We start from the raw sequence: 23749 nt of genomic DNA on the forward strand, positions 1-23749 counted from the left end.
GATCAGGCCCTCTGAGCGCGCGCCAGTTCGCCGGCCAGCGTCTGCACCAGCGCAGCGGCCGGCATCTCACGCGCCAGCGGCGCACCCTGGCCGGCCCAGTGGGCTGCGTAGTCGGAGCTGCCCTGGGCGGACGCCGCCTGGTGCAGGGCCTTGCCTGCGTCGTAGACGCGCGGGTAGTCGGGCAGGGGCTGGCCATGGCTGGCGCCCAGCGCATGCAGTCGGTTGACCATGCCGCGCGCCGGCCGGCCCGAGATGGCTGCGGTGATGCCTGTGTGGTGGGCGCGTTCGCTGCGCAGCTCGGCACGGTAGGCCGGGCTGGCGGACGATTCAGGGCAGAGGATGAAGGCCGTGCCCAACTGCGCCGCACAGGCGCCCAGGCCCAGCGCGGCCGCAATGCCTTCGCCGTCCATGATGCCGCCCGCCGCGATCACCGGCAGGGCCGTGTTGCGCGCCAGCACGCGCACCAGGGCGAAGGTGCCCATCATGCGGTCCTGCGTGGGATCGAACGTGCCGCGGTGCCCCCCGGCCTCCGCGCCCTGGGCCACGATGGCATCGACACCGGCCTGCTCCACCTGGCGCGCCTCGTCCAGCGACGTGGCGCTGGCCAGGGTCACGACGCCGGCTGCGCGCAGCGCGTCGATGAAGCCCTGCTCAGGCAGCCCGAAATGAAAGCTCACCACGGCGGGCCGCTCCTGCAGCAGCATGGCCTGCAGCGCGGCGTTGCCGACGGCGGTGGCGTAGATCTCGTTGAGCGTGGCAGGCGGCGTGGCGCCGAAGCGCGCGAACTCGGGCGCCAGATGGGCCAGCCAGGCGGCCTCGCGCTGCGCATCGGCCCGGGCCGGCCGGTGGCAGAACAGATTGATGTTGACGGCGCCCGAGGTCAGCGCGCGCGTCTGCACGATCTGCTGGCGCGCCTGCTCCGTGCCGCTGGCGCCAATGCCCAGCGAGCCCAGGCCGCCGGCCTCGGTGACGGCGGCCGCCAGCGCGGGCGTGGACGTGCCGGCCATGGGGGCCTGGATGATGGGATGGCGCATGCCCAGTCGGGCCATCCACGCGGTCTTTGCGGTGCTCATACGACTCCTTGTTTCCTGCCTCGAATCCGCGCACTCATGCGGCGGCCTGCCGGCGTGCGCTGGCGCGGCTGGCGGCGATCATCAGCGTGCCCAGCAGCAGCGACACGCTGCCGATGACGAACAGGCGCTGGTACGAGCCCAGGCCCGCATAGCTCCAGGCCATGAAATACCCCGACACGGCCTGCATCAGCGCAAAGGCCGCCGTGGCATAGCCCCACATGCGCTTGTGCTGCGCGGGGCCGATCAATTGCATCAGATAGCCCGAGGTGATGGCCGCCATGCCCGGCGACAAGGCGCCCACCAGGAAGGACGAGGTCGCATGCCCCGCAAATCCCACCCAGAACAGCGGCATGGCAATGGCCAGGGTCTTGACCGCATAGGCGCCCGTGGTCGTGCCCCACCAGCCAAAGCGCGTGGCGCACAGCGAGGCCACCAGCGGCCCGGCAATGGCGCCCAGGCCGAACACGGCCCACTGCGTGGAGGCGTAGGCATCGCCCAACTGCAGCTCGCGCGCCAGGTAGTCCACCCAGAACACCGTGTGCGGCACAAAGCCGAAGGCATCCGTCATATAGGCCAGCATCACCAGCACCACGGGCAGCGTCCACAGGGGCGCGGCGGGCACGGGCCGGGCATGGGGCGTGATGGCGATGGGCGCAGGCACCGGCAGCCGCCGCACATGGCGCCAGCCCAGCCAGCCGGCCCAGGCGCAGACCGCCGCCAGCGCCCACCAGACGGCGCCCAGGCTCTGGCGCGCCAGCAGCGGTATCAGCGTGGCCGACAGCAGGGCGCCGGCACCTATGCCGCAGAACATCAGCGGCCCCAGGGCCGCACGCCGCTGCAGGGGCGTGGCCGCCAGGGCCACCGAGGGACCCAGCACCATCAGGATGGCGCCGCCAATGCCCGAGATGCAGCGCCAGGCAAAGAACCAGGGCATGGGCAGCGGCCAGGCGCAGGCCGCAAAGCTCAGCGCCAGGGCCACCCAGCACCACAGCAGCACGCGCAGCGCGCCCAGGCGTTCGGCCAGCGGCGCGGCCGCCAGCGCCCCGATCAGATAGCCCAGCAGATTGGCCGCGCCCAGGTAGGCCACCTGCTCGCCGCTGAACCAGCCGGCATGCACCATCTGCGGCATCAGCGCCGTGTAGGCAAAGCGCGCCAGGCCGACGCCGCTGAGCGTGGCCATGAAGCCGGTCAGCAGCAGGGAAATTTCGTTGCGTTGGATCACGGGAGTGGGCGCCATGCGGGGAGGATGGGCATACCTTAAGCCGCCGGATTCATCATGTCCAATGATTCAAAATGATGGCGTCGATCTCGATTGAAGATGAATGCCACTGGAGCCGCGATGCAACTGAAGTCCCTGCGCATGTTCCTGGCCGTCTGCGACAGCGGCAGCTTCGGCGCTGCCGCGCAGCAACTGCACACCGTGCAGTCCAACGTGACGGCCCATGTGAAAAAGCTCGAGGACGAGGCTGGCGTGCAGTTGCTGGAGCGCAGCGCTCCCGTGCACGCCACGCCTGCCGGCCGCCTGCTGGAGCAATACGCGCGGCGCATGCTGGCCGACCACGACGAAGCGCTGGCGCTGCTGCAGGGCAGCGCCCGGGCCGCAGGCGCGCTGCGCATAGGCTCCATGGAAACCACGGCCGCGCTGCGTCTGCCGCCGCTGCTGGCGCGCCTGCACCAGGCCCGGCCCGGCCTGGACCTGGAGCTGCGCACGGCCACCACGGCCGAGCTGCTGGCCGACCTGCTTGCCGGGCGGCTGGACTGCGCCTTCGTCTCGGGCATGCCGCCCCAGTCGCGGCTGCAGGGCTGGAAGGTTTTCGAGGAGGAACTGGTGCTGGTCACCGCCTTCGCGCTGCCGCGCTTTCCCGATGCCGCCCAGCTCAGCGCCGTGCCCTTCCTGGCCTTCCGCCAGGGCTGCAGCTACCGCCAGCGCATCGAGCTGCTGCTGGCCGCGCGCGGCGTGGCCGCACGCATCATGGAAATGGGGTCGCTGGACGCCATCCTCGGCTGCGTGGCCGCCGGCATGGGCTACGGCCTGCTGCCGCGCAGCGTGGTCCAGGCCCAGCAGCACCGCTTCGGCGTGCACATCACGGCCCTGCCCGGAGCACTCGCCCAGGAAGTCGCCCGCGTGGAAACCTGGTTCGTCGTGCCCGCGCGCCAGGGCTGGTCGCCTGCGCTGCATGCGTGCGTGGAGGTGTTGGGGATCGAGGGTGTGCAGGGCGAAGAGGCCCTGGGCATGGAAGCCGTCCCGGCAGCGTCTGCCTGAAACTCAGAACAGGTCGGAAGGTAAGGCTGCTGCCTTTTGGGCGATGTCCACCAGTCTTTGGGCCTGGGTGGTCGCATAGGCGGCGATGCGCTGGGCGAAGACGTGCTCTTCTGGCGTGTAAGGCGATTCGCGCAGAACCTTGGCCGCCGCACCAGGAGCTGCCCTGGCCATGCGCTGGGCTTCACGTGCGAGCAGCCTGCGGTCTATCGCACACAGGTGCGCGAAATGCGCAAACTCGAAGGGTGTGAGTTCCTCCAGCGCAAAGCAGTCGCCGAAGGCCATCGCCAGTTCCTGGGACACATCGGGATACTGGGCCACGCTGACGAGGTCGTACCAGGGTGCGGTCGCCAGGCCCTGCGGCAGCACGTGGAAGGAGAAGTTCTTGCCATGTGCGTCGCCATTGCCGATCAGTATCTGGAACAGCGCCCATCGGATCATTGACAGCTTGTCCGCAGCCTTCGCCACCGAGTGCTCCAGTAGACCGAACAGCCGGGGAAAGCTCATGCCGTCGCGGTATAGCCGGGCATCGCCCACGCTGCCGATGTGGTGTTCGTACTTGTAGCTGACGGGCAGATCGCCCGCTTGGCATGCATCGATGATGTGTGTGCGCAGGACCCGCCTTTGCGGCGCCTGCCGCACACGGTCAAAGCGCCTGACTGCCAGCACCGGCTGTGGCACGTGCAGCATCTGCACCTCGGCTGCAGGCAAGCGCATGGCCGCTGCCAGGCGCATGCAGAAATGCTCGTTCACCACCATGTGCGGCACCGCGCTGTCGCGCGGCTGGGGTTTGAGGATGTGGGTGGACGGAACGTTGTCGGGAAGGAAGATGGAGCCCTCCTGCACGCTCTCGCCTTCCACGTGCACGGGCAGCTTGTCCTGGTAGCCGGCCACCGACATGCGCACTTTGCCATCCCACTCGATGAAAGGGCGTGTCTCTCGGTCTGCAATGCGTTGGGAGAGTTCTGCGGTCGATATGGTGCGAGCGGCATTGGCGGCCTGTGGATCGGGCCTGCTGCCATCCGCCTGAAACCGGAAGGCCCCGGTGGTCTCGGCGCCGAGGGCGCGTATCAGACCGAAGATGTTGCCCTTGCCTATGCCCTGACTTCTGGCCACTACATCCAGCGCCGCGCCTTCGGGCAGCAGGTTCTCGATGAAACGCCGGATGGAGCGCGAGTCGTAGCCCCCTTCGGGAGCGGCCAGCGGCAGGCAGGGCGCCAAGTAGAAAGGCCGTTCATGCTCCAGCCATGCAGGCGCATACCGCAGTCCCCAAAGATCGTTGTGCGGGTCATGGGTCACATCGGCCACGTGCGTGCCGACATCGTTCCACAGCGAAAGCGAAAGCGACGGCGGCGTGGCCATGTGCGCTTCAGGCCCGTGGAAGCCGTGCCATCAGGGCGTCCTGCTTGGGCGCGATGACCATGGCGAGACCCAGCCCGTCGAGTACGGCCAGCAGCTTGTCGGAGCCCACGCCGCCCTTGCCGTTCTCCAGACGGGAGAGCAGATCCAGCGACACGCCGCACAGGGCTGCCGTGTCATCGATGCGCAGGTGCTGGGCCTTGCGCATGGCACGGATCTGGGCGCCGAGCCTGGACAGGTCAGCGATGACCACGGCCCCGGGCTGCAGGGGATCCTGCTGCGGGCCGTTCATGGGCGTGGAAGACGGCATGGATGGATTGGCTTTATTTCTGATATTCCGAAATTCTAGGATTTCTTAGGGAATTTTCAAAACAATTTCCAATATTCCGAAATTCAGGAGTACTTCGTTTCATTCAGGAGGAAATTTCGGAATATCAGAAATAATTCCGACAACCATGCAACCGCGTCCAATGCAGATCCTCATGAAGGCAACCGCAACACCCTCCGATACTGCATGGCCTCGGCCACATGCCCGGTCTCCACAGCCGCGCTGCCGGCCAAGTCGGCAATGGTGCGCGTCACCTTGAGCGCGCGGTGGGTGCTGCGGGCCGACCAGCCCAGGCGTGCGGCGGCCTTGTGGGCGAAGGCCAGGGCCTCGGGCGACAGGCCCAGGTGGTCGTCCAGGGCCTGGCCCTGGAGCTGGTGGTTGGCACTGCCCTGGCGCTGCAGGGCCAGCGCGCGGGCCTGGACCACGCGCTCGCGCACGGCCTCGCTGGTTTCGCCCGAGCGCGCGGCCAGCAGCTCCTGCGGGGGCAGGGCGCCGACTTCCACATGCAGGTCGATGCGATCCAGCAGCGGGCCGCTGATGCGCGCCTGGTAGCGCGCCACCTTGTCGGGCGTGCAGCGGCAGCGCTGCACCGTCGACCCCCAATGGCCGCAGGGGCAGGGATTCATGGCCGCGACGAGCTGGAAGCGCGCGGGGAATTCGCAGCGCTGGGCGGCTCTGGCGATGGTGATCTGGCCGGTCTCCAGCGGCTCGCGCAGCGCCTCCAGCGCGCTGCGTGCGAACTCGGGGAATTCGTCCAGAAACAGTACTCCGTGATGGGACTGCGAGATCTCGCCAGGGCGCGGCGGCGAACCTCCTCCGACCAGGGCCACGGCGCTGGCCGTGTGATGCGGACTGGCCGTGGGGCGCTGGCGCCAGCGCTCGGGCGCGAAGCGGCCGGCCAGGCTGGCGATGGCGGCGGCTTCCAGCGCCTCGTCGTCGCTCATGGGCGGCAGCAGGTCGGCAAAGCGCTGGGCCAGCATGGACTTGCCCGAACCCGGCGGCCCCACCAGCAGCAGGCCGTGGCCTCCGGCCGCCGCAATCTCCAGCGCGCGCCGTGCCTGTGCCTGGCCACGCACCTCGGCCAGGTCCAGGCTGCTGCGCACGGCGACGGCGGGCTGCGGCTGCACCGCATGCCAGCCCGGGCCGGGGCATGTATGGGTGTCGCCTGCTGCCGGCAAGGCGTCGGTTTCGTCGGTGTCCTCGCTTTCGTCGCTGCAGCAGGCATCGTCCGGTTCCTGCTCCGCCTGCACCAGGGCATTGGCCGAGCGTGTGATGAAGCGGCGCACCACGTCCAGCAGGTGGTGCGCGCAGAACACCTGGGCCGACGGCACGAAGGCCGCCTCCTGCGCGCTGCCCGGCGGCAGCACCAGGCGGGCGCCGTCCTGCTGGCGGTGCAGGGCCAGGGCTGTGGCCAGCGCGCCGCGCACGGGCCGCAGCGCGCCCGACAGCGACAGCTCGCCCGCGAATTCGTAGTCGGCCAGCGCATCGCCATTGATCTGGCCGCTGGCCGCGAGAATGCCCAGCGCAATGGGCAGGTCGAAGCGCCCCGAATCCTTGGGCAGGTCGGCGGGTGCCAGGTTGACGATGATGCGTTTGTTGCTCGGGAACTCCAGCCCTGAGTTCAGCAGCGCCGAGCGCACGCGTTCACGCGCTTCCTTGACCTCGACATCGGCCAGACCCACCAGCGTGAACGACGGCAGGCCGTTGGCCAGATGCACTTCCACGGTGACACGCGGGGCGGCCAGCCCCAGCAGCGCACGACTTTGAACCAGGGCCAGACCCATGGGCACCTCGCAGGAACGGCAGACACAAAGCCAGACACGAAGGAAGAGGCGCCAGCGGTGCTGCGGCCTCGGTGGGCCAGTATGGCCAGGGTCCAGGGGGTTGGAGGCGTGATGGCGACAATCTCGGAGTAGTCCGATGCCTGCACCGCAAAAATCAGAATAGCCTGATGTTGCTGGGCGAGTCTTGCCCGACTGCCTCATGGTGTGGATGCTGACCTCCGCTGAGCAAAAAAATGGGTTTCTGACGGATCAATCACCTGTTTTCGAGAGCAGAAGCAGATAAGGCATCCGTGGTTATTTCTCGCCGGGAAGAGATGGCCCCATTGGGTATAGAGAAGAGTGGTGTGCTAACTTGATTTTTGATGGACACCTCTTGCAAAATTCCAATGTGCCGGGATGAGTAGGCCTCGAGGGATTTGTCTGCTATCAATTTGCACACCCAATCCCGGTGTATTTGCGTGAGTTCCAGACTACGGAATGTGGTTATTTGTGTCGGGCTGGTATTTCAGAAGAACAATGCTTTGGCACATGGCTGAATGCCAATAAAAAATGGCCATGTCTTAAGCATCTCCATCGATTGATGGAGATCCCATCATTGATTCGCATGCCATCCAATCCGATCTTTGAATTTCGATTTGGGTGTGGCGTTGTATTTGAATTTTCAATTCCCATACAAATGCTTTGCGCCTTTCTTGAAGGCGTAGTGCGAACCCGTGTCGTCTTGGCGGACCACTGATGCTTTCGCAGGGAGGAAAGATGTTGAATCGAATAAGAGTTTTCGGGCGTCTTGAGGGTGTAGCTGCACTCCATCGGCAACTCTTGGAGACACGGCGGTTGATGAAGTCCGCCATGCTCCTTGGCTGTGCCTCTTTCTGTATGTCAGGTGTGTTTGCACAAGGGTCCAATGACACCAGCCTTCCCAGCATTCCTGATTTTTTCCAGCAAAAGGGACTGCCTCGCGCACAGGGCGTGGAGGCCCAGTCCGCCAATGAATTGATCAATACCTTCACAGGAAAGCTCCAGTACCACTTCACTGACTTGCTCCTTCCTGGAAATGGCGGTATGGATCTGGCCATTCGGAGAAGCTACAACAGCATCGACGATCCCCTGGCGACACCCACGACATGGGCCAGTTATGAGTACAGCCCCGTTGGACTGGGTTGGACCATGCACATGGGCAGGGTGATTCGGGGGGCCAACAAGGCCATTTGCTCTGCATCCTGGGCTTTGGCTTCGGCCAATCCGGTGCTGGAGTTGCCCGACGGAAGCCGACAGATCCTGTATGAATACTACGAGGCCGGTGCCAGCACTCCCACCTGGCTTACCAAGGACTTCTGGCGCGCCAAGTGCCAAAGCGGATTTTTGCATGTGCAGTCCCCCGATGGCACCACCTACGAAATGACGGCGATGGGGCATTCTTTTGGCGAGCCCGGCAGCCTGCAGCGTACGTTCTATGCGGGCCGGATCGTTGATCGCAACGGCAACTGGTTCAACCTGAGCTATAGCTTTTTGCCGATTGGCGTCTATGCACTGAGCCAGATCACCACGAGCGATGGACGCTCCGTCTCGTTTGCATACAGCGGATCGACCTTGGCGAGCATCACGGACACCTTGTCCAACCGGGTATGGCAGTACACGGTGGGGGCGGGATTGGCGGGGCATATGCAACTGAATCGCGTGCAGCGGCCCGATGGGCTTTCGTGGAAGTACGCCTACCGGACGGGGACGCCCGGGACGGGTTCAATGAGTCGTGTCGAGTATCCGAGCGGTGCTTCCATCGACTATGTCTACAGCCATGTGGATTTCAGGGCAGGAACAACACGCAGCGGAAACAGCACCGTTGTCTCGAGCAAAACCGCCAGTACCAATACGTCCGATGGCAAGTCCGGCACATGGAACTGGGCGTATGAAGTGGCGACCGACGAGCTGCCCTACACGGTCAATGGATCGCAATACACCTATACCTATGGGGTACCGCCCGATGTGCGGTCCCAGGTGAATGTGACGACCGTGACGGATCCGCTGGGCAAGGCCACGGAGCACTTCCACTTGGGCGTGCATTCCGTGCGGGTGGTCCCGACGGACGTAGGCCTGTTGATGGGCAGCGTCAGCGAGTCGGAAAACACGCTTGTCGGCTACACATCCGTGCCGATCTCCGAGCAGCAGGACGTGGTGGCCAACTATTTCTCCAACAGCTACTTCTATCCGGCCGCGGCGATCGCCAGTGACCAGTACCGGTTCCGGCCAGGTGAGACTTTCGTGGTTTCCAAGTCTGGCTATGACGAGTGGGGAAATCCTTCCTTCATCGATGAAACCGGAACGAACAATGACCGGACCTACACCCGGCAGACCGAACTGACCCACAACGTCAACACAAGCAAGTGGTTGCTGCGCCAGGTGAGCAATGCGTTGGTGACGGTAGGGGCTCAAACCCATGCCACCACGCGGCAGTTCGATATCAACGGCAATCTGCAGTCGCAAACGGTTGCCGGCGTACCAACCTCCTTCACTTATCACGGCACAGGGGACGTACACACCATCACCAATGCCAAGGGGCAGGTGACAACGTACAACAGCTACCTGCGAGGCATTCCCCGCAGCGAGTCGCAGCCAGAAGGCGTGGCTATTTCACGAAACGTCGATGCTGCGGGCAATGTCACATCGATCACCAACGGGCGCGGCAAAACGACAACGTACACCTACGATGGGCTGAATCGTCCGACGGCCATCGCAAAGCCCTTCGGCAGCCCCGTCTCGATCACCTGGGGCGCGACGACCCGTCAGGTGCAGCGAGGGGGAATGACGGACAAAGCCACGTTTGACGGGCTGGGCCGCCAGCTGCGCCGTGAGGTCAGTGCGGCAGGGGAGACGCCCATCTGGGTCGACTTCAGCTACGACATGCTGGGGCGGCGGCTCTACCAGTCCTATCCAAACAGCGCCAAGGGCACAGGGTTTCGCTACGACACCCTGGGGCGGGTGGTGCAGACGCTGCACGGCAACCCCGTGGGCACCAACTCCGCCAATGTCATCGAGGAGACCTTCTATGACAGCCTGCAGGTGCTTCGCTACGACACCACGAACCGGGCATCGCTTGTGTGGTTCCGCGCTTTTGGCAATCCGCAGGAGCAGCACGCCGTGCGCTCGCTTGCCAGGGAAATATCCGCTCAGGGCATGTATGTGGACTACGACGTGACCATGACCCGTGACCTGCTGGGGCAGATGACGACAGCCACGATGGGAGACAAGGCGCGAACCTACGGCTACGACAGTCGCTACTACCTGGTTTCGCGCGCTGATCCTGAAACCGGCACGACGGTATTCGGACGCGATGCGCTGGGCAATTTGACCAGCAAGAGCATAGGCACCCAGCCGGCAACAACCTATGCCTACGATGGCCGCAACCGCCTGACAGGCATCACATACCCGAGTTCCGAGCAGCCGGGCGTTCCCAATGCTTCCAATGTCACGCGCACCTACAACGGCAACGATCTTGTGACAGGCATCAGCAGTGGCGGTGTCGTGCGCGGATTCGACTACGACGACGGAGACAATCTGATTGCGGAAGAGCTGGCGATGGGTGGCGCCACCCAGCAGGTCTCCTACACCTACAACTCCAGCGAAGCACTGGCCAGCATTACCTATCCCTCGGGGCACCAAGTGCAGTACAGCCCGGATGCGTTTGGCAGGGCCCGTGCCGTGCTGCCCTATGTGAACCAGGTTCGCTACCATCCCAATGGCATGCCCAGTGAGCTTCACTATGCCAATGGCGTTGTGTCCACCATGGGCGTCAATGATCGCCAGTGGCCTGCCGGCCTCAAGATGACGCGCGCCGGAAGCAGTTTCATTGACAGCACCTATGCGTATGACCCGGTGGGCAACCTCACCGGCATCAACGATTCGGCGGACTCCGCATATTCGCGCTACTTCGAGTACGACAAGCTCAACCGACTCACGCTGGACAACGACGTAGGCGGTTACCGGGAGTATTTCTACGATGGTGTTGGAAACATCACCCATGTGGCCCAACCGGGATCGCTGCGTACCTACTCCTATGCCGCAACCTCGGGGCTGCTCACAGGTGTTTCAGGCGGCGGTCTAAGCCGTGCATACCAGTACGACTCTGCCGGCAACGTCAAGGACGATGGAGTCTGGACGTTTGGCCATGACCGGGCCAACAACCTGCGCTGCATCGCCTGCGCGGCCACCGTGCCCACGGCGCATACCTACGACGGCGACAACACACGCGTGCAGACAAGCGATGCCACAGGAACTACGCAGTACCTGCACGGACAGCAAGGTCTGCTGCTGCAGACGCTGGTACCTGGCGTGGAACGCAAGGAACACATCTATCTGGGTCGCCGCCAAGTGGCGCAGCGACGTGTGGTGGACTGAGGGCACAGGAGGAGAAACGCCATGACATCAACGCATATCCATTCATCGCGCCGTAGCCGACCGGGCGAGGGGCTGCTGCAGCTTGGACTGCTGCTGGCCTTGAGTCCCGTGGCCGCCCTCGCAGCCGCGCCGCAAGATGGCGCAGAGCCGCAAGGCCCGTCGATGCCGGAGCAAAGGCAGGAAGCTGCTCCCCTGCTGCAGGCCATCAAGCCGCAGGCGGCCAAGTCCGTGTCCCGCACCCTTTCCGGTCGTGGTTGCCAGGTGGATGCAGCTGCGCAATCGCCCGGGCCGCGACCAAGCATGGCGCCCAACGAAAAAGCAAGCGCTCATGGTAGCCAGGGCTGTGCCCCCGTGAGAAAGGGGCCGGCTTCCTCTTTTGAGGTCCAACCCTCTGCCACTCCGCATGGCCGATCAGGTGGATTCGACCATGGCGGCCTGCAGCAATTGGCCCTCCTGGAGAGAGCGGCATCGGCGCGCGTTCCACCGACGGCCATGGCCATCGCATCCGGTGAGTATGGACGCGCAAACATGCTTGTTCCGAACTTGCCGACGGCTGCCACCGGTGGGGAAGTTCTTGTTCGTGCGCAAGCTGCAGGCGAGCCGGTCGGCATACCGACACTGTCGCAAGGGGGGCTGGTGTTGCTGGCGGCCCTGGTAGGCGCGGCCAGCATGCGCATGTCGCGCAAGCGCGGTTGATCGGAGTGGAGCCGGGGCCTGGGCGATCGATTCCCAAGGCGCTGCTCCCGTAGCAATCACGACTTCTTTTGGCCGGCATCGGTAAATGCTGCGCTATCCACCGTTGCTGCACAGGTGCGGCGGTTGTATCGACCGCAGTGCTGTGCCGCGCCATCCAGACTATTCGGAGGCAATATGTACTCAAACGATAAACAGGGGCTGTGGCACGCATGGCTCAGCGTGACGCTGATGGCGCTGTCGCAATGGACTGGCGCGCTTCGGTCCAGAACCCGGGGCCTTTGGCTTCAGGTCGCGCTGCCGCTGATGCTCGGCTGTGCGCTGTTGGTGGCGGCAAGTGCCGCCAGTGCGGCCACCGAAACGGTCACCTACATCCATACCGATGTCAGCGGCAGCCCGCTGGCGGCCACGGACAGCAATGGCGCTGTGGTCTGGAAGGAAAGTTACCGGGCCTATGGCGAACGCTGGCTGCAGCAGTCCGGTACTGGCCAACAGACGCAGTGGTTCCATGGCAAGGAACAGGATGCGGCCACGGGCCTGCAGTACTTCGGCGCCCGCTACTACGACCCTGCGGTAGGGCGTTTCCTGGGGGTGGATCCCGTAGATTTCCAGGAAGGAAATCTGCACAGCTTCAACCGGTTCACCTACGGAAACAACAATCCAGTCAAATACATTGATCCCGATGGCAAATTTCCTCTCTTGGTATTAATACCAGTCGTCTGGAGTGCTACGGGTGCAGTTACAAGTGGTGCTGTAAGTGCAGGCGCTCAGCAAATGATGGCTGGCCAGATTCGTTGGGGGGGCGTTGGAGGTGTGCTGGATGCTGCGGGCGACGGATTAATATTGGGGCCAGTGTTTGGTGCCAGCGCAGCGAAAGGAAGTGGGGCTGATGTTGTTAAGAGCGGACTTTCTGAAGCGCGAGCTGCGCGCGATGCGCTTGCTGCAGAACTGGCACCACTTAGAGGCAGAGCTCCAGCAACGGTAACAGGGGGATACAACGTTAAGACTGGTGAAGTGGCGGCGCGTTCATGTGGTGGAGGACTTTGTGCGGAAAATCACGTGGTGGATGCTCTTGGTGGAGTGAAGAGTGACATACGCTTCACAGAAGCTGTAAGACCAAGAACTGGAGCAGAGGTGCCTGTTTGCACTCGTTGTGAGGTTACATTTGGACGGGAGCCATTTCCGTCAAATACTCGATTCAAATCCGATGAATAAAAGGATAGGTGTGAATTTGAAGAGTTATCCAGATGGAATTGATTGTGTGTGGATTGCCGCTGATAGAGCGGGTAATTTGGGGGTATTCATAACTGCTGGCATGGGACCAATCCCTAGTGTTGCCTTAGACTTTGAATCAAAGTCAATCTATGAAATTGAGGCGGAGATTTGCCTTCTGCCTGTATCGTCCACAGCGAATCTGTTGGTATCGGTTAAGAGGCCTGATGACTATATTGATTTTGCAGAGCGCGGCTTATTTGTTTACGATTGGACTGATGTAACTCGAACAAAAAGAGAATCTCTTGAATTATATGAGCAGGTGGCGATGCCATCTATGCCGTTAAAATTGGATTCTCTTCCTTCGAATATTTTCTCAATTGCTGAGTCGGTGATATTTGCTGAGATTTTGTTTTCCGGAAGCAGGACGCTGGATGTTCCTGCCTTCTTTGAATGTGTTAAATAAATTTGGATTGCACAAATTTCAATATGCAAAATGTGGGTGCTTCTTCAATGGGTTTAATCTTTCTTGAGCAGCTTCCGCGGTAGCGAGCGGGGTAGTATGCCGTTGACCTACAATGAATCATTGCAGCAGGCAATTAGTTCTCATAATAGCCCGGCGATCGTTGAAGCTCTTGAGCCCAGAGTATATGCAGGCGAGGCCACGGAGGCGGAATGCCTCCTGTGCGGCATATCGCTGCTCATGCCTCCTTTTGCAGATTACGAGGCAGCATCAAAAATCTTCTCGAAGATTCTGAATGGAGAACGCTACTTGGAGGCAGCGATATGGGATGCTTACCGTTTTGCAGTACTCCTTCCAACTGGGTTGCAGGCTTTTGATGGAGTTCTTGAGTTTAATAAAGAATCTTCCGTTGCTGCACATATGCGTGGCATGGTCGCGGCCGCAAATTCTGATTTCGCTCTTGCTTTGCAGGAAAACAGGCGATCACGTTCGCTGAGGATTTTTCCCTTCAACGCGATTGAAGGGTTGAGACGAGATGTCGATCTGGACGCCAGTGCAAAGATCAATCTCTGGAGACTAGCCGGTGACTTGATGGTAAGTCGAGCGGCAGAAAGGGATGCTGCTCCATCAACGGTCGAAGGTGCATTGCAGTGCCACTGGGATAATCTGATTCTCGGGACAAGGATTACCAGTTATTTATGGGATGATTATTGCAAGATCTTTGATGGATTCTCTCTGCGAAATCAATGACTTGATATCGAGCTTTTCAATGTGGCTGTAAATATCTGCTGAGATGCTGTGTTCCGTTTCTCAACCGCTTCCATCAGCGTGAGCGTCGATCAAGTTTATGCACAAGAGATCTGAAGCATAGATTTACCCACCAATATATTCCCAAAATTTCAGGCAAAGAAATAGAGCGCCATCGGCAATCCCCAAGAGATGACAGGGAACACCGAAAGCGCAACCACTGAAATCAGAACAGCTTCACCAGCGCCGGCACGCTCAGCACGGCCGTGTAGTAGCCCATGAACTGCACGCCGGTGTTGAAGCCGAAGCCGCGCGACAGCAGGCCGCCGAGCAGGCCCATGGTCAGGATCACGAGCAGGCCCAGCAACTGGCCTTCCCAGACGCTGATGACGATGATCAGGCCCACGAAGGTGGCGATGATGGCCTCGTGGCTGACCCGGCGCGAGACGAACAGCGCCGCGCTGCGCGCGAAGTTCATGGCGAAGGGGTAGGACACGAGGGCCGCCAGCACCACGGCCAGCATGCCGTAGCCCAGGAACTCCCAGTGGCTGAGCAGGTTGTGCAGGTTGTTCACCTGGCCCGTGGCGGCATCGACGGTGAAGCGCGGCGGCGCGTTGAACAGCGGTGCGGCGGGGCCGGCGGCCACGGGGCTCAGCGGCAGGCCGAAGGCGATCAGCGGGATCAGCGCCTCGGCGATGTAGGTGGCCTCGGTCACGCCGTTGCGCGCGCTCAGCACCGTGGTCAGGCGGTGGTAGGCATGCTTGATGCGCGAGCCCACCAGCTCGCCCAGCACCACGGTCATGGCCACGGGGCTGAAGACGAAGGTGGCGCTGGAGATGGTGGCCGTGGCCAGGGTCCAGCGCGTCTGCACGCGGTCCAGCACCTTGAGCGGGTTGGGGAAGTAGCCCGACCAGCCCTTCACGTCGGGCGCCAGGTTGAACTGGCGCAGCTTGTCGCGCAGCATGCGCTGGCGGCCGGCCGGCGAGATCACGGTGAACAGGTCGGCGATCAGCGGCCCGATGGCAATGCCCAGGAAGTAGCTGATGCTGAGCTTGACCTCGTACTTGGCGGTGAGGCTTTGCAGCGCAATGATGACCACCACGAACGGAATCAGCAGCATCACCGAGGCCCAGCGCCCCGCCGAGAAGTAGGCGATGAGGAGGGCGGCGGCCAGGAAGATCCAGGGCGCCGTCTTGGTGATCATGCTGCCGAAGGGCGCAAGCATCACCGCGAACAGCACCGCCAGCGGCACGGCGACAAAGGCCGCGACGATGCCGCCCGAGACCATCTTGCGCAGCGCGATATGGGGCACGCCCAGCTTGCGCAGCATGTTGGCGTCCTGCAGCAGCGGCGTGGCCAGCGTGTCGCCGGGAATGCCCAGCAGCGCCGTGGGCACGGCATGCGTCATGTGCTTGGCCACGGCGCCGGCCAGGAAGAAGGTGAACACGCCAGCGGGCGGAACGCCCAGCAGCACCACCAGCAGGGTGAGCGGGGCCAGCGTGGTGGTCTCGTCCGTGCCGGAGACCAGGCCGATGGCGGCGAACACCACGGCGCCTATCAGTCCCATGGCGGCTGCGACGGCGATGTCATTGGTCAGCAGGGTTTCCATCTCATGCCCTCCCGGCCTTGTCGGCGAACAGCTCGTAGAGCTTGAGCTCCTTGAGTTCCTGCACCACGGCGGGCGGCAGGTCCTGCACCGTGCCCAGACCGCCGGGCTGGCGGGCCAGTTCCTCCAGCACTTCGCGGCGCCATTCGGGGTCGTTCGAGGTGTCCAGCTCGGTCACTTCCCGCTTGGGCGGAAAGGCGCGTGCGCAGATCACGCCGGCGATCACGCAGCCTGCCAGGCCCGCGAGCATGGCGTAGGCGTGGGCCAGCTGGCGCGACTCGACCACCGTGGCCAGCCAGCGGCTGGCCAGGTAGAAGCCCAGCACGCTGATGCCGGTGCCGATGGCAATCGCCCAGGCCAGGTGGCGCAGGTCCACGGTGTCGCCCCAGACCTCGGCCAGCCGCCAGTCGGCGGGATCCTTGCTTGTCATGTGTGTCTCCTTGGGTTTTTGTTTGTGTGGCCGCGCGCTGGTCAGGCCCTGGTGCGCAGCGCGGCCAGCACTTCCAGCGCGCGGTCGGTGCGCACGTCGTGCTCGGCGGCCAGCTGGCGCGCCACGGCATCGACCTCGTCGCCCGTGGCGCCGGCCACCAGGGCGATGTTGCGGGCATGCAGGGCCATGTGGCCGCGCTGTATGCCTTCGGTGGCCAGGGCGCGCAGGGCGCCCAGGTTCTGCGCCAGGCCCACGGCGGCGGCGATCTCGCCCAGCTGCTGGGCGGATTGCAGGTCCATGATCTTCAGCGCCAGGCGTGCCAGCGGATGGGTCTTGGTGGCGCCGCCGACCAGGCCCACCGGCATGGGCAGCTCGATGCTGCCTACCAGGGCGCCGCCGGCATCCTTTTCCCAGCGCGTCAGCGAGGTGTAGCTGCCGCTGCGGCTGGCATAGGCATGGGCGCCGGCCTCGACCGCGCGCCAGTCGTTGCCCGTGGCTACGATGACGGGGTCGATGCCGTTCATGATTCCCTTGTTGTGCGTGGCCGCGCGGTAGGGGTCGATGGCGGCGAAGGTATAGGCGTCCAGCACGCCTTCGATGATCTCCTCGCCGCTGCGCTCCTGCGTGGCCAGGGTGTGCGGCGTGAGCCGCACGCGGGCGCGGGCCAGCCGCAGGTCGGCCAGGTTGGACAGGATGCGCAGCCGCACGCTGCCGCCCGTGATCTGCTCGACCAGGGGTGCCACCGATTCGGCCATGGTGTTGACGGTGTTGGCGCCCATGGCGTCGCGCACGTCCACGATCAGGTGGACCACCAGCATGGGGCCGCGCGGCGTGTCGGGGAAGACATGGACCTCGATGTCCTTGCAGCCGCCGCCCAGGCCGATCAGCACCTTGTCGCGGCTGTTGGCGCGCTCGATGATCTGCGCACGCGCCTGCAGCACGGCCAGGCGCGCGCCGTGCGGATCGGTCACGCCCAGCACCTGGACCTGGGCGCGCATCAGCGGCAGCGTGCTGGAGGTCTGAAAGCCCCCGTCCTCGCGCGCCAACTTGGCCATGTACGAGGCGGCGGCCACCACCGAGGGCTCCTCCACCGCCATGGGCACCAGCACGTCGCGGCCGTTGACGCGGAAGTTGCCGGCCACGCCCAGCGGCAGCTCGAAGCTGCCGAACACGTTCTCGATCATGCCGTCGGCCAGCGCCAGGGGCAGGGCGCCGGGGGCGGCGAGCAGGGCGCGCTCGGCATCGGACAGGCCGCAGGCATCGGCCAGGAAATCCCGGCGCTGGGCCGGTGGGAGGGCACGGAAATTGGGCAGGCGCGAATCGGCAACCATGGAAGACATCTCCTCGGATCAAAACTCTGGTCGCCGGACTGTAGGAAAACTGTACCGCTTTCAAAAGGTACAGTTTCGGGGAACAGTACCATCGCACTGCAACATGAACGGAGGGCGCATGGCAGACACCAGAGGGCGCTCGGCCCCCATTGCCGAGAAGCTGGCCGACCTGATCGGCCAGCAGATCGCCGACGGCGTGTACCGCCCTGGCGACAAGCTGCCCTCGCTGCGCGAGCTGGCGCAGCTGCACCGCTATGCCAAGAACACCGTGGTCTCGGCCTTCGATCTGCTGGTCTCGCGCGGCATCGTGGAGCCGCGCCGGGGCTCGGGCTTTTACGTGCTGGGCTCGGGCCGCGGTGCCCAGCGCACCGATGAGGACGCGGGCCAGCTGGGCCGCGCCATGGATATCGTCTGGCTGATGCGCGAGCAGCTCAAGACCCAGCCCGACTGCGTGGGCGTGGGCGACGGCTTTCCGCCCGTGGAATGGCTGGCCGACATGCGGCTGGACCGCTACCACCAGAAGGTGGTGCGCACGGGGCTGGGATCGCTGTTCCGCTACGGCAGCCGCTACGGCTATGCGCCGCTGCGCGACAGCCTGGTGCGCAAGCTGGGTGACTTCGGCCTGCAGGCCACGCCGGGCCAGCTGGTGCTGACCCATGGCGCCAACGAGGCCATGGACCTGGTCATCCGCTACTTCGTGCCGCCGGGGGCCACCGTGCTCGTGGATGAGCCCGGCTACTACCCGCTGTTCGGCAAGCTCAGGCTGGCCGGCGCCCATGTGGTCGGCGTGCCGCGCCTGGCCGACGGGCCCGACGTGGCCGCGCTCGAATCACTGCTGGCCCAGCACCGGCCGCGCCTGTTCTTCACGCAGTCGCTGGCCCACAATCCCACGGGCTCGGACATCTCCGCCGCCAAGGCCTACAAGGTGCTGCAGCTGGCCGAGCGCCACAACCTGCTCATCGTCGAGGACGATCCGCTGGCCGACTTCAAGCCCACCTCGGCCGTGCGCCTGTCCACGCTGGACCAACTGGAGCGCACCATCTACATCGGCAGCTTCTCCAAATCCTTCTCGGCCGCGCTGCGCGTGGGCTTCATCGCCTGCAACGACGCGCTGGCCAGCGACCTGGCCGACCTCAAGGCGCTGATCCACGTCAGCGGCTCCGAGTACTGCGAGCGCATGGTGGACGTGATGCTGCGCGAGGGCCATTACGAGCGCCACCTGGTGCGCCTGCGCCACAAGCTGGGCCAGGCCACGGCCCAGGCGCTGGGCTGGCTTGATGCCCATGGCTGCGAAGTCTTTGCGCGCAGCCCGCAAAGCCTGTACCTGTGGGTGGCCTTCCCCGGTGTGCAGGACTCGCTGCGGCTGGCAGAGCAACTGGTGCCGCGCAAGCTCAGCATGGCGCCGGGCCGTGTCTTCCATGTCGATCCCTCGGCCGTATCGCGCTGGTCGCGGTGCAACGTCAGCGCGATGCTGGATCCGAGGTTCCAGGCCGCGATGGGGCAGGTGCTGGCTCAACCCGCCTGAGCCAGCCCCCGGGCCTGCGCGCGCAGCAGCGCGATGAAGCGCTGCTGCTCCTGCGTGGGCGCGTCGTCGGTGCGGGTGAGGATGCCGAAGGGCGCCATGGGCACGTCGATGCAGACCGGCAGCGCCCTGACCAGGCCCATGCGCAGATAGTCCTTGAGCGCGGATTCGGACAGCAGCATCACGGCATCGGTCAGCTGCACCAGTTGCTGCATGGAGTACACCGAGCTGCATTCGATGATGTCGGCCGGCGCGGGCAGCTCCAGGCGCTGCAGCAGCTGGTCGAGCGCGATGCGCGCAGGGCTGGTGGCCGGCTGCAGGATCCAGGGCCAGTCGCGCACCAGTTCCTCCCAGTCGAGCTTGCGCCGGCGCGCCAGCGGATGGCCGCTGCGCACGACGACCAGCAGCCGCTCGTTGCCCAGTTCCTCGAAGCCGTAGCCGCTGCTGTCTGCCGTGGGGCTGCGCCGTGCAATGGCCAGGTCGATGCGCCGCTGGTCCAGCAGGCGCAGGATCTGGTCGCTGGTGTCGCCCATGATGCGCAGGCGCAGCTGCGGGCTTTGCGCCTTCATGCGGGCCACGGCCGTCATCACCAGGTCGGGTGCTGCGCCCATGATGGTGCCGATGGACAGGTAGCCGTAGCCGCCCTGGCGGCGCGCGGCCAGGTCCTCGGCGCAGCGGTCCAGGCTGTTGAGCGAGGCCTCGGCAAAGCGCACCAGCTGCGCGCCCAGGGCTGTGGGCCGCATGCCGCGCGGCAGGCGCTCGAAGAGCTGGCAGCCGAACATGTCCTCGATCTCGCGCAGCATGCGCGTGGCCGCAGGCTGGGACATGGCCAGGCTCAGCGATGCGCGGTGCAGGTTCAGGCTCGATCCCAGCGCCACCAGCATGTGCAGGTGCTTGTAGCGCAGACGGTTGAGCAGGCTGCGGTGCAGCACGGGCGGGGCGGATTCGGGCGGCTTGTCAGGCATAAGCGCAAGGTATCGGATGTGACCGAAATTCGATTTGTTGAGCATCGATCATGCGCCGTACATTGGCCCTGCGACAAGAAAAAACAGACCCAATCCAGGAGACAAGACATGCACAGCCCATCGCCTGTTTCATGACGCGCCGACGCGGCCGGCACCAACGCCGCGGCCGCGCTCGCACCTTCATCAAAGCACGCCTTCAGCGCTCCGGACGACCGGGCGTGACGGCCTCTCATTGCCTGCAAGGAAAGTCATGAAAAAACTCCCCGCTCCCCTGCTCGCCAGGATCTCCTGGCGCCTGCTGCCCTTTCTTCTGCTCATGTACATCATGGCCTTCCTGGACCGGGCCAACGTGGGCTTTGCCAAGGTGGCCTTCCAGGCCGACACCGGCATCAGCGATGCGGCCTTCGCCTTTGGCGCGGGCGTGTTCTTCGCGGGCTATGCGCTGCTGGAGGTGCCCAGCAACCTGATCATGCACCGCGTGGGTGCACGCATGTGGATGTGCCGGATCATGGTCACCTGGGGCCTGGTGTCGGCGGCCATGATGTTCGCCCACGACCAGACCACGTTCTACGTGCTGCGCTTTTTGCTGGGCGTGGCCGAGGCGGGGTTCTTCCCCGGCGTCATCCTGTACCTGACCTACTGGTTCCCGGCAGCGCACCGCGCGCAGGCCATGGGCTTTTTCTACTTCGGCGCGCCGCTGGCCTTCATCTTCGGCAGCCCGCTATCGGGCCTGCTGCTGGAGCTGGACGGCATCGGCGGCTGGCACGGCTGGCAGTGGCTGTTCGCGGTGGAGGGGCTGATGGCGGTGGCCGTGGGCATCTGGGCGTATTTCCACCTGGACAACCGCCCCGCCGACGCCACCTGGCTCAGCCGCGAGGACAAGGCGCTGCTGCAGGACATCCTCGACAGCGAAGAGCGCGCCAAGGGCGGCCACGGCCACAGCCTGCTGGCCGCGCTGTGCCAGCCGCGCGTGCTCTATCTGGCGCTGATCTACCTGCTGATCCAGGCCAGCGTCTATGGCGTGGTGTTCTACCTGCCCAGCCAGGTGGCGGGCCTGCTGGGCACCAAGGTGGGCCTGCTGGTGGGCGTGGTCTCGGCCATTCCCTGGTTGTGCGCGCTGCTGGCCGCCTGGTGGATTCCGGGCCATGCCGAGCGGACAGGCCAGCCGCGCGGCATCGCCAGCCTGACGCTGGTGATGGCTGCCGTGGGCATGGCTGCATCGGTGAGTTTCTCCAGCCCCCTGCTGGGTGTGGCCGCGCTGTGCCTGGCGGCGGCCGGCTTCATCGCCGTGCAGCCCGTGTTCTGGACCTTTCCCGCCAACACGCTGGCCGGCGCTGCGGCCGCTGGCGGCATCGCCTTCATCAACTCCCTCGGCGCCGTGGGCGGTTTCATCGCCCCCATCGTCAAGAACTGGGCCGAGGGCTTTTTCCACTCCCCGGCGGCCGGCCTGTACCTGCTGGCCGGCACCACGCTGCTGGCTGCGGCCCTGGTGCTGGGCGTGCGCGCACGCCTGGCGCCGGCCCTGGCCGCACCGTCGGCCGCCTGAACCATTTGCACACGGAGCACAACCATCCCATGACACAGATCCCCACCATCAAGCAGGTGCGCGCCTTCACGCTCAAGGGCGGCGGCGCCGACTACCACGACCAGTCCGACGGCCACTGGATCGACGACCACATCGCCACGCCCATGGCCAAGTACCCCGAGTACCGGCAAAGCCGCCGCAGCTTCGGCATCAACGTGCTGGGCACGCTGGTGGTGGAGATCGAGGACAGCGCCGGACGCGTGGGCTTTGCCGTGACCACGGGCGGCGAGCCTGCGGCCTACATCGTCGAAAAGCACCTGGCGCGTTTCCTCGAAGGCGCCCGGGTCACCGACATCGAGCGCATCTGGGACCAGATGTACCTGTCCACCCTGTACTACGGCCGCAAGGGCATCGTCATCAACACCATCTCGGGCGTGGACCTGGCGCTGTGGGACCTGCTGGGCAAGGTGCGTGGCGAGCCCGTGCACCAGCTGCTGGGCGGCGCCGTGCGCGACGAGCTGCAGTTCTACGCCACGGGCGCGCGGCCCGACCTGGCGCAGAAGATGGGCTTCATCGGCGGCAAGATGCCGCTGCACCACGGCCCGGCCGAAGGGGAGGAGGGCCTGCGCCGCAACCTGCAGGAGCTGGCCACCATGCGCGAGCGCGTGGGCCCGGACTTCTGGCTCATGCTGGACTGCTGGATGAGCCTGGACGTGAACTACGCCACGCGCCTGGCCCAGGGTGCGCAGGCCCATGGCCTCAAGTGGATCGAGGAGGCCCTGCCGCCCGACGATTACTGGGGCTACGCGGCCCTGCGCAAGAACGTGCCCACCGGCATGCTGGTGACCACGGGCGAGCACGAGGCCACGCGCTGGGGCTTTCGCCAGCTGCTGGAGATGGGCTGCTGCGACATCATCCAGCCCGACGTGGGCTGGTGCGGCGGCATCACTGAGCTGCTCAAGATCTCGGCCCTGGCCGATGCCCACCAGGCCCTGGTCATCCCGCATGGCTCCAGCGTCTACAGCTACCACTTCGTGGCCACGCGCCACAACAGCCCGTTTGCCGAGTTCCTGATGATGGCCCCCAAGGCCGACGAGGTCGTGCCCATGTTCCATCCGCAGCTGCTGGGCGAGCCCGTGCCCGTCAACGGCCGCATGCGCCTGTCGGCGCTGGACAGGCCTGGCTTCGGCGTGGAGCTCAATCCCGAGTGCGCTTTGCACCGCCCGTACACGCACTGAAGGAGCCCGCCATGCAACTGCCTGCCAACCCCTTCAAGGCCGCGCTGCGGCGCGCCGAGCCGCTGTACGGCATCTGGGCCGGCTTTGCCACGCCCTATGCGGCCGAGATCATCGCCACCACGGGCTACGACTGGATGCTGGTCGATGGCGAGCATGCCCCCAACACCGTGCCCACGCTGCTGGGCCAGCTGCAGGCCGTGGCGCCCTATGCCACGCACCCGGTGGTGCGCGCCGTGCAGGGCGACACCGTGCTCATCAAGCAGCTGCTGGACGTGGGCGTGCAGACGCTGATGGTGCCCATGGTGGAGACGGCCGAACAGGCGCGCGAGCTGGTGCGCGCCATGCGCTACCCGCCCCACGGCGTGCGCGGCGTGGGCGGCGGCCTGACGCGGGCCACGCGCTGGGATGCCGTGCCCGACTACATCCGCACGGCGCATGAGCAGCTGTGCCTGATCGTGCAGATCGAATCGCCCCGGGGCGTGGCCCATGCGGCCGAGATTGCGGCCGTCGATGGCGTGGACGCCGTCTTCATCGGCCCGGCCGACCTGTCCACGGGCATGGGCCATGCGGGTGACGCCAGCCTGGGCGAGGTGCAGGACGCCATACGCCGCACCGTCCAGGCCACGCTGGCCGCCGGCAAGGCCTGCGGCATCCTCGCGCCGCGCGAGGAGGATGCGCGCCGCTATGCGGACTGGGGCTGCCGCTTCATCGCCGTGGGCATAGACATCAGCCTGCTGCGCCAGGCCGCGCTTGCCAACCTGGGGCGCTATCGCGCCACGCAAGCCACGGACCAGGCGGCCCCTGCATCCCGCACCTACTGA

General features: G+C 65.0%; 19 protein-coding genes. 10 read left to right on the top strand and 9 right to left on the bottom strand.

Annotated features, from left to right (window positions below; genetic code table 11):
• Nucleotides 1-2: 2 nt before the first annotated feature.
• Both ACF8ME_RS24125 and ACF8ME_RS24130 read right to left on the bottom strand, forming a co-directional pair.
• Complete coding sequence (locus tag ACF8ME_RS24125) at nucleotides 3-1073, bottom strand: NAD(P)H-dependent flavin oxidoreductase (protein ID WP_392418478.1); 1071 nt, start codon at nucleotides 1071-1073, stop codon at nucleotides 3-5.
• A 34-nt stretch (nucleotides 1074-1107) separates the two neighbouring features.
• A complete protein-coding gene (locus ACF8ME_RS24130) occupies nucleotides 1108-2310 on the bottom strand; it encodes a YbfB/YjiJ family MFS transporter (RefSeq protein ID WP_392418480.1) in 1203 nt (400 codons plus the stop codon).
• A gap of 102 nt (nucleotides 2311-2412) precedes the next feature.
• Here ACF8ME_RS24130 and ACF8ME_RS24135 point away from each other — a divergent pair, with 102 nt between their 5' ends.
• Nucleotides 2413-3336, top strand: coding sequence for a LysR family transcriptional regulator (locus tag ACF8ME_RS24135; protein ID WP_074921248.1), 924 nt, complete (start codon nucleotides 2413-2415; stop codon nucleotides 3334-3336).
• 3 nt (nucleotides 3337-3339) lie between these two features.
• Here the strand turns inward: ACF8ME_RS24135 and ACF8ME_RS24140 are convergent, their stop codons facing one another.
• The 3 genes from ACF8ME_RS24140 to ACF8ME_RS24150 all read right to left on the bottom strand — a co-directional run bounded on the left by ACF8ME_RS24140 (nucleotide 3340) and on the right by ACF8ME_RS24150 (nucleotide 6804).
• On the bottom strand, nucleotides 3340-4695 hold the full coding sequence (locus tag ACF8ME_RS24140; RefSeq protein ID WP_392418481.1) for a HipA domain-containing protein: 1356 nt from the start codon (nucleotides 4693-4695) through the stop codon (nucleotides 3340-3342).
• A gap of 7 nt (nucleotides 4696-4702) precedes the next feature.
• Nucleotides 4703-5002 carry a helix-turn-helix domain-containing protein gene (locus ACF8ME_RS24145; RefSeq protein WP_016448653.1) on the bottom strand — a complete coding sequence of 100 codons (300 nt, stop codon included), beginning with the start codon at nucleotides 5000-5002 and terminating at the stop codon, nucleotides 4703-4705.
• Nucleotides 5003-5172: 170 nt separating this feature from the next.
• On the bottom strand, nucleotides 5173-6804 hold the full coding sequence (locus ACF8ME_RS24150) for a YifB family Mg chelatase-like AAA ATPase (RefSeq protein ID WP_392418483.1): 1632 nt from the start codon (nucleotides 6802-6804) through the stop codon (nucleotides 5173-5175).
• 837 nt (nucleotides 6805-7641) lie between these two features.
• Between ACF8ME_RS24150 and ACF8ME_RS24155 the strand changes: the two genes are divergently transcribed.
• The 5 genes from ACF8ME_RS24155 to ACF8ME_RS24175 all read left to right on the top strand — a co-directional run bounded on the left by ACF8ME_RS24155 (nucleotide 7642) and on the right by ACF8ME_RS24175 (nucleotide 14314).
• The gene (locus ACF8ME_RS24155; RefSeq protein WP_392418485.1) at nucleotides 7642-11196 is read left to right on the top strand and encodes a hypothetical protein; all 3555 of its coding nucleotides are present in this window, start codon (nucleotides 7642-7644) and stop codon (nucleotides 11194-11196) included.
• Nucleotides 11197-11217: 21 nt separating this feature from the next.
• Nucleotides 11218-11892 (top strand): IPTL-CTERM sorting domain-containing protein, encoded by a 675-nt coding sequence (locus tag ACF8ME_RS24160; protein ID WP_082138142.1) that lies wholly within the window; start codon nucleotides 11218-11220, stop codon nucleotides 11890-11892.
• A 174-nt stretch (nucleotides 11893-12066) separates the two neighbouring features.
• Nucleotides 12067-13104, top strand: coding sequence for an RHS repeat domain-containing protein (locus tag ACF8ME_RS24165; protein ID WP_082138141.1), 1038 nt, complete (start codon nucleotides 12067-12069; stop codon nucleotides 13102-13104).
• A gap of 10 nt (nucleotides 13105-13114) precedes the next feature.
• The gene (locus ACF8ME_RS24170) at nucleotides 13115-13567 is read left to right on the top strand and encodes a hypothetical protein (protein WP_156180019.1); all 453 of its coding nucleotides are present in this window, start codon (nucleotides 13115-13117) and stop codon (nucleotides 13565-13567) included.
• 96 nt (nucleotides 13568-13663) lie between these two features.
• Nucleotides 13664-14314, top strand: a complete 651-nt coding sequence (locus ACF8ME_RS24175) for a hypothetical protein (protein ID WP_392418488.1) — start codon at nucleotides 13664-13666, stop codon at nucleotides 14312-14314.
• Nucleotides 14315-14537: 223 nt separating this feature from the next.
• Here ACF8ME_RS24175 and ACF8ME_RS24180 read toward each other — a convergent pair whose 3' ends face one another.
• The 3 genes from ACF8ME_RS24180 to ACF8ME_RS24190 are packed head-to-tail and all read right to left on the bottom strand — an operon-like array spanning nucleotide 14538 to nucleotide 17678.
• Entirely contained in the window at nucleotides 14538-15920 is a 1383-nt protein-coding gene (locus ACF8ME_RS24180; protein WP_392418490.1) for a tripartite tricarboxylate transporter permease, read from the bottom strand.
• 1 nt (nucleotide 15921) lies between these two features.
• The gene (locus tag ACF8ME_RS24185) at nucleotides 15922-16347 is read right to left on the bottom strand and encodes a hypothetical protein (protein WP_016448616.1); all 426 of its coding nucleotides are present in this window, start codon (nucleotides 16345-16347) and stop codon (nucleotides 15922-15924) included.
• Nucleotides 16348-16388: 41 nt separating this feature from the next.
• The gene (locus ACF8ME_RS24190; protein WP_392418491.1) at nucleotides 16389-17678 is read right to left on the bottom strand and encodes a hydroxymethylglutaryl-CoA reductase, degradative; all 1290 of its coding nucleotides are present in this window, start codon (nucleotides 17676-17678) and stop codon (nucleotides 16389-16391) included.
• A gap of 118 nt (nucleotides 17679-17796) precedes the next feature.
• Between ACF8ME_RS24190 and ACF8ME_RS24195 the strand changes: the two genes are divergently transcribed.
• Nucleotides 17797-19203, top strand: a complete 1407-nt coding sequence (locus tag ACF8ME_RS24195) for a PLP-dependent aminotransferase family protein (protein ID WP_180318551.1) — start codon at nucleotides 17797-17799, stop codon at nucleotides 19201-19203.
• On the opposite strand, the gene ACF8ME_RS24200 is transcribed toward ACF8ME_RS24195, so the two are convergent.
• Nucleotides 19191-20210 carry a LysR family transcriptional regulator gene (locus tag ACF8ME_RS24200; protein WP_392418494.1) on the bottom strand — a complete coding sequence of 340 codons (1020 nt, stop codon included), beginning with the start codon at nucleotides 20208-20210 and terminating at the stop codon, nucleotides 19191-19193. The genes ACF8ME_RS24195 and ACF8ME_RS24200 overlap by 13 nt on opposite strands.
• 205 nt (nucleotides 20211-20415) lie before the next feature.
• Between ACF8ME_RS24200 and ACF8ME_RS24205 the strand changes: the two genes are divergently transcribed.
• Genes ACF8ME_RS24205 through ACF8ME_RS24215 form a run of 3 tightly spaced genes read left to right on the top strand, consistent with a single transcriptional unit; the run spans nucleotide 20416 to nucleotide 23749 of the window.
• Nucleotides 20416-21711, top strand: a complete 1296-nt coding sequence (locus tag ACF8ME_RS24205) for an MFS transporter (RefSeq protein WP_034368750.1) — start codon at nucleotides 20416-20418, stop codon at nucleotides 21709-21711.
• A 29-nt stretch (nucleotides 21712-21740) separates the two neighbouring features.
• On the top strand, nucleotides 21741-22928 hold the full coding sequence (rhmD, locus tag ACF8ME_RS24210; protein WP_016452099.1) for an L-rhamnonate dehydratase: 1188 nt from the start codon (nucleotides 21741-21743) through the stop codon (nucleotides 22926-22928).
• Between the two features lie 11 nt (nucleotides 22929-22939).
• Nucleotides 22940-23749 carry an HpcH/HpaI aldolase/citrate lyase family protein gene (locus tag ACF8ME_RS24215; RefSeq protein WP_392418496.1) on the top strand — a complete coding sequence of 270 codons (810 nt, stop codon included), beginning with the start codon at nucleotides 22940-22942 and terminating at the stop codon, nucleotides 23747-23749.

It is taken from the genome of Delftia sp. WSY_7, assembly GCF_043104845.1.
In the GTDB taxonomy this organism is placed as follows: Bacteria; Pseudomonadota; Gammaproteobacteria; order Burkholderiales; family Burkholderiaceae_C; genus Comamonas; species Comamonas tsuruhatensis.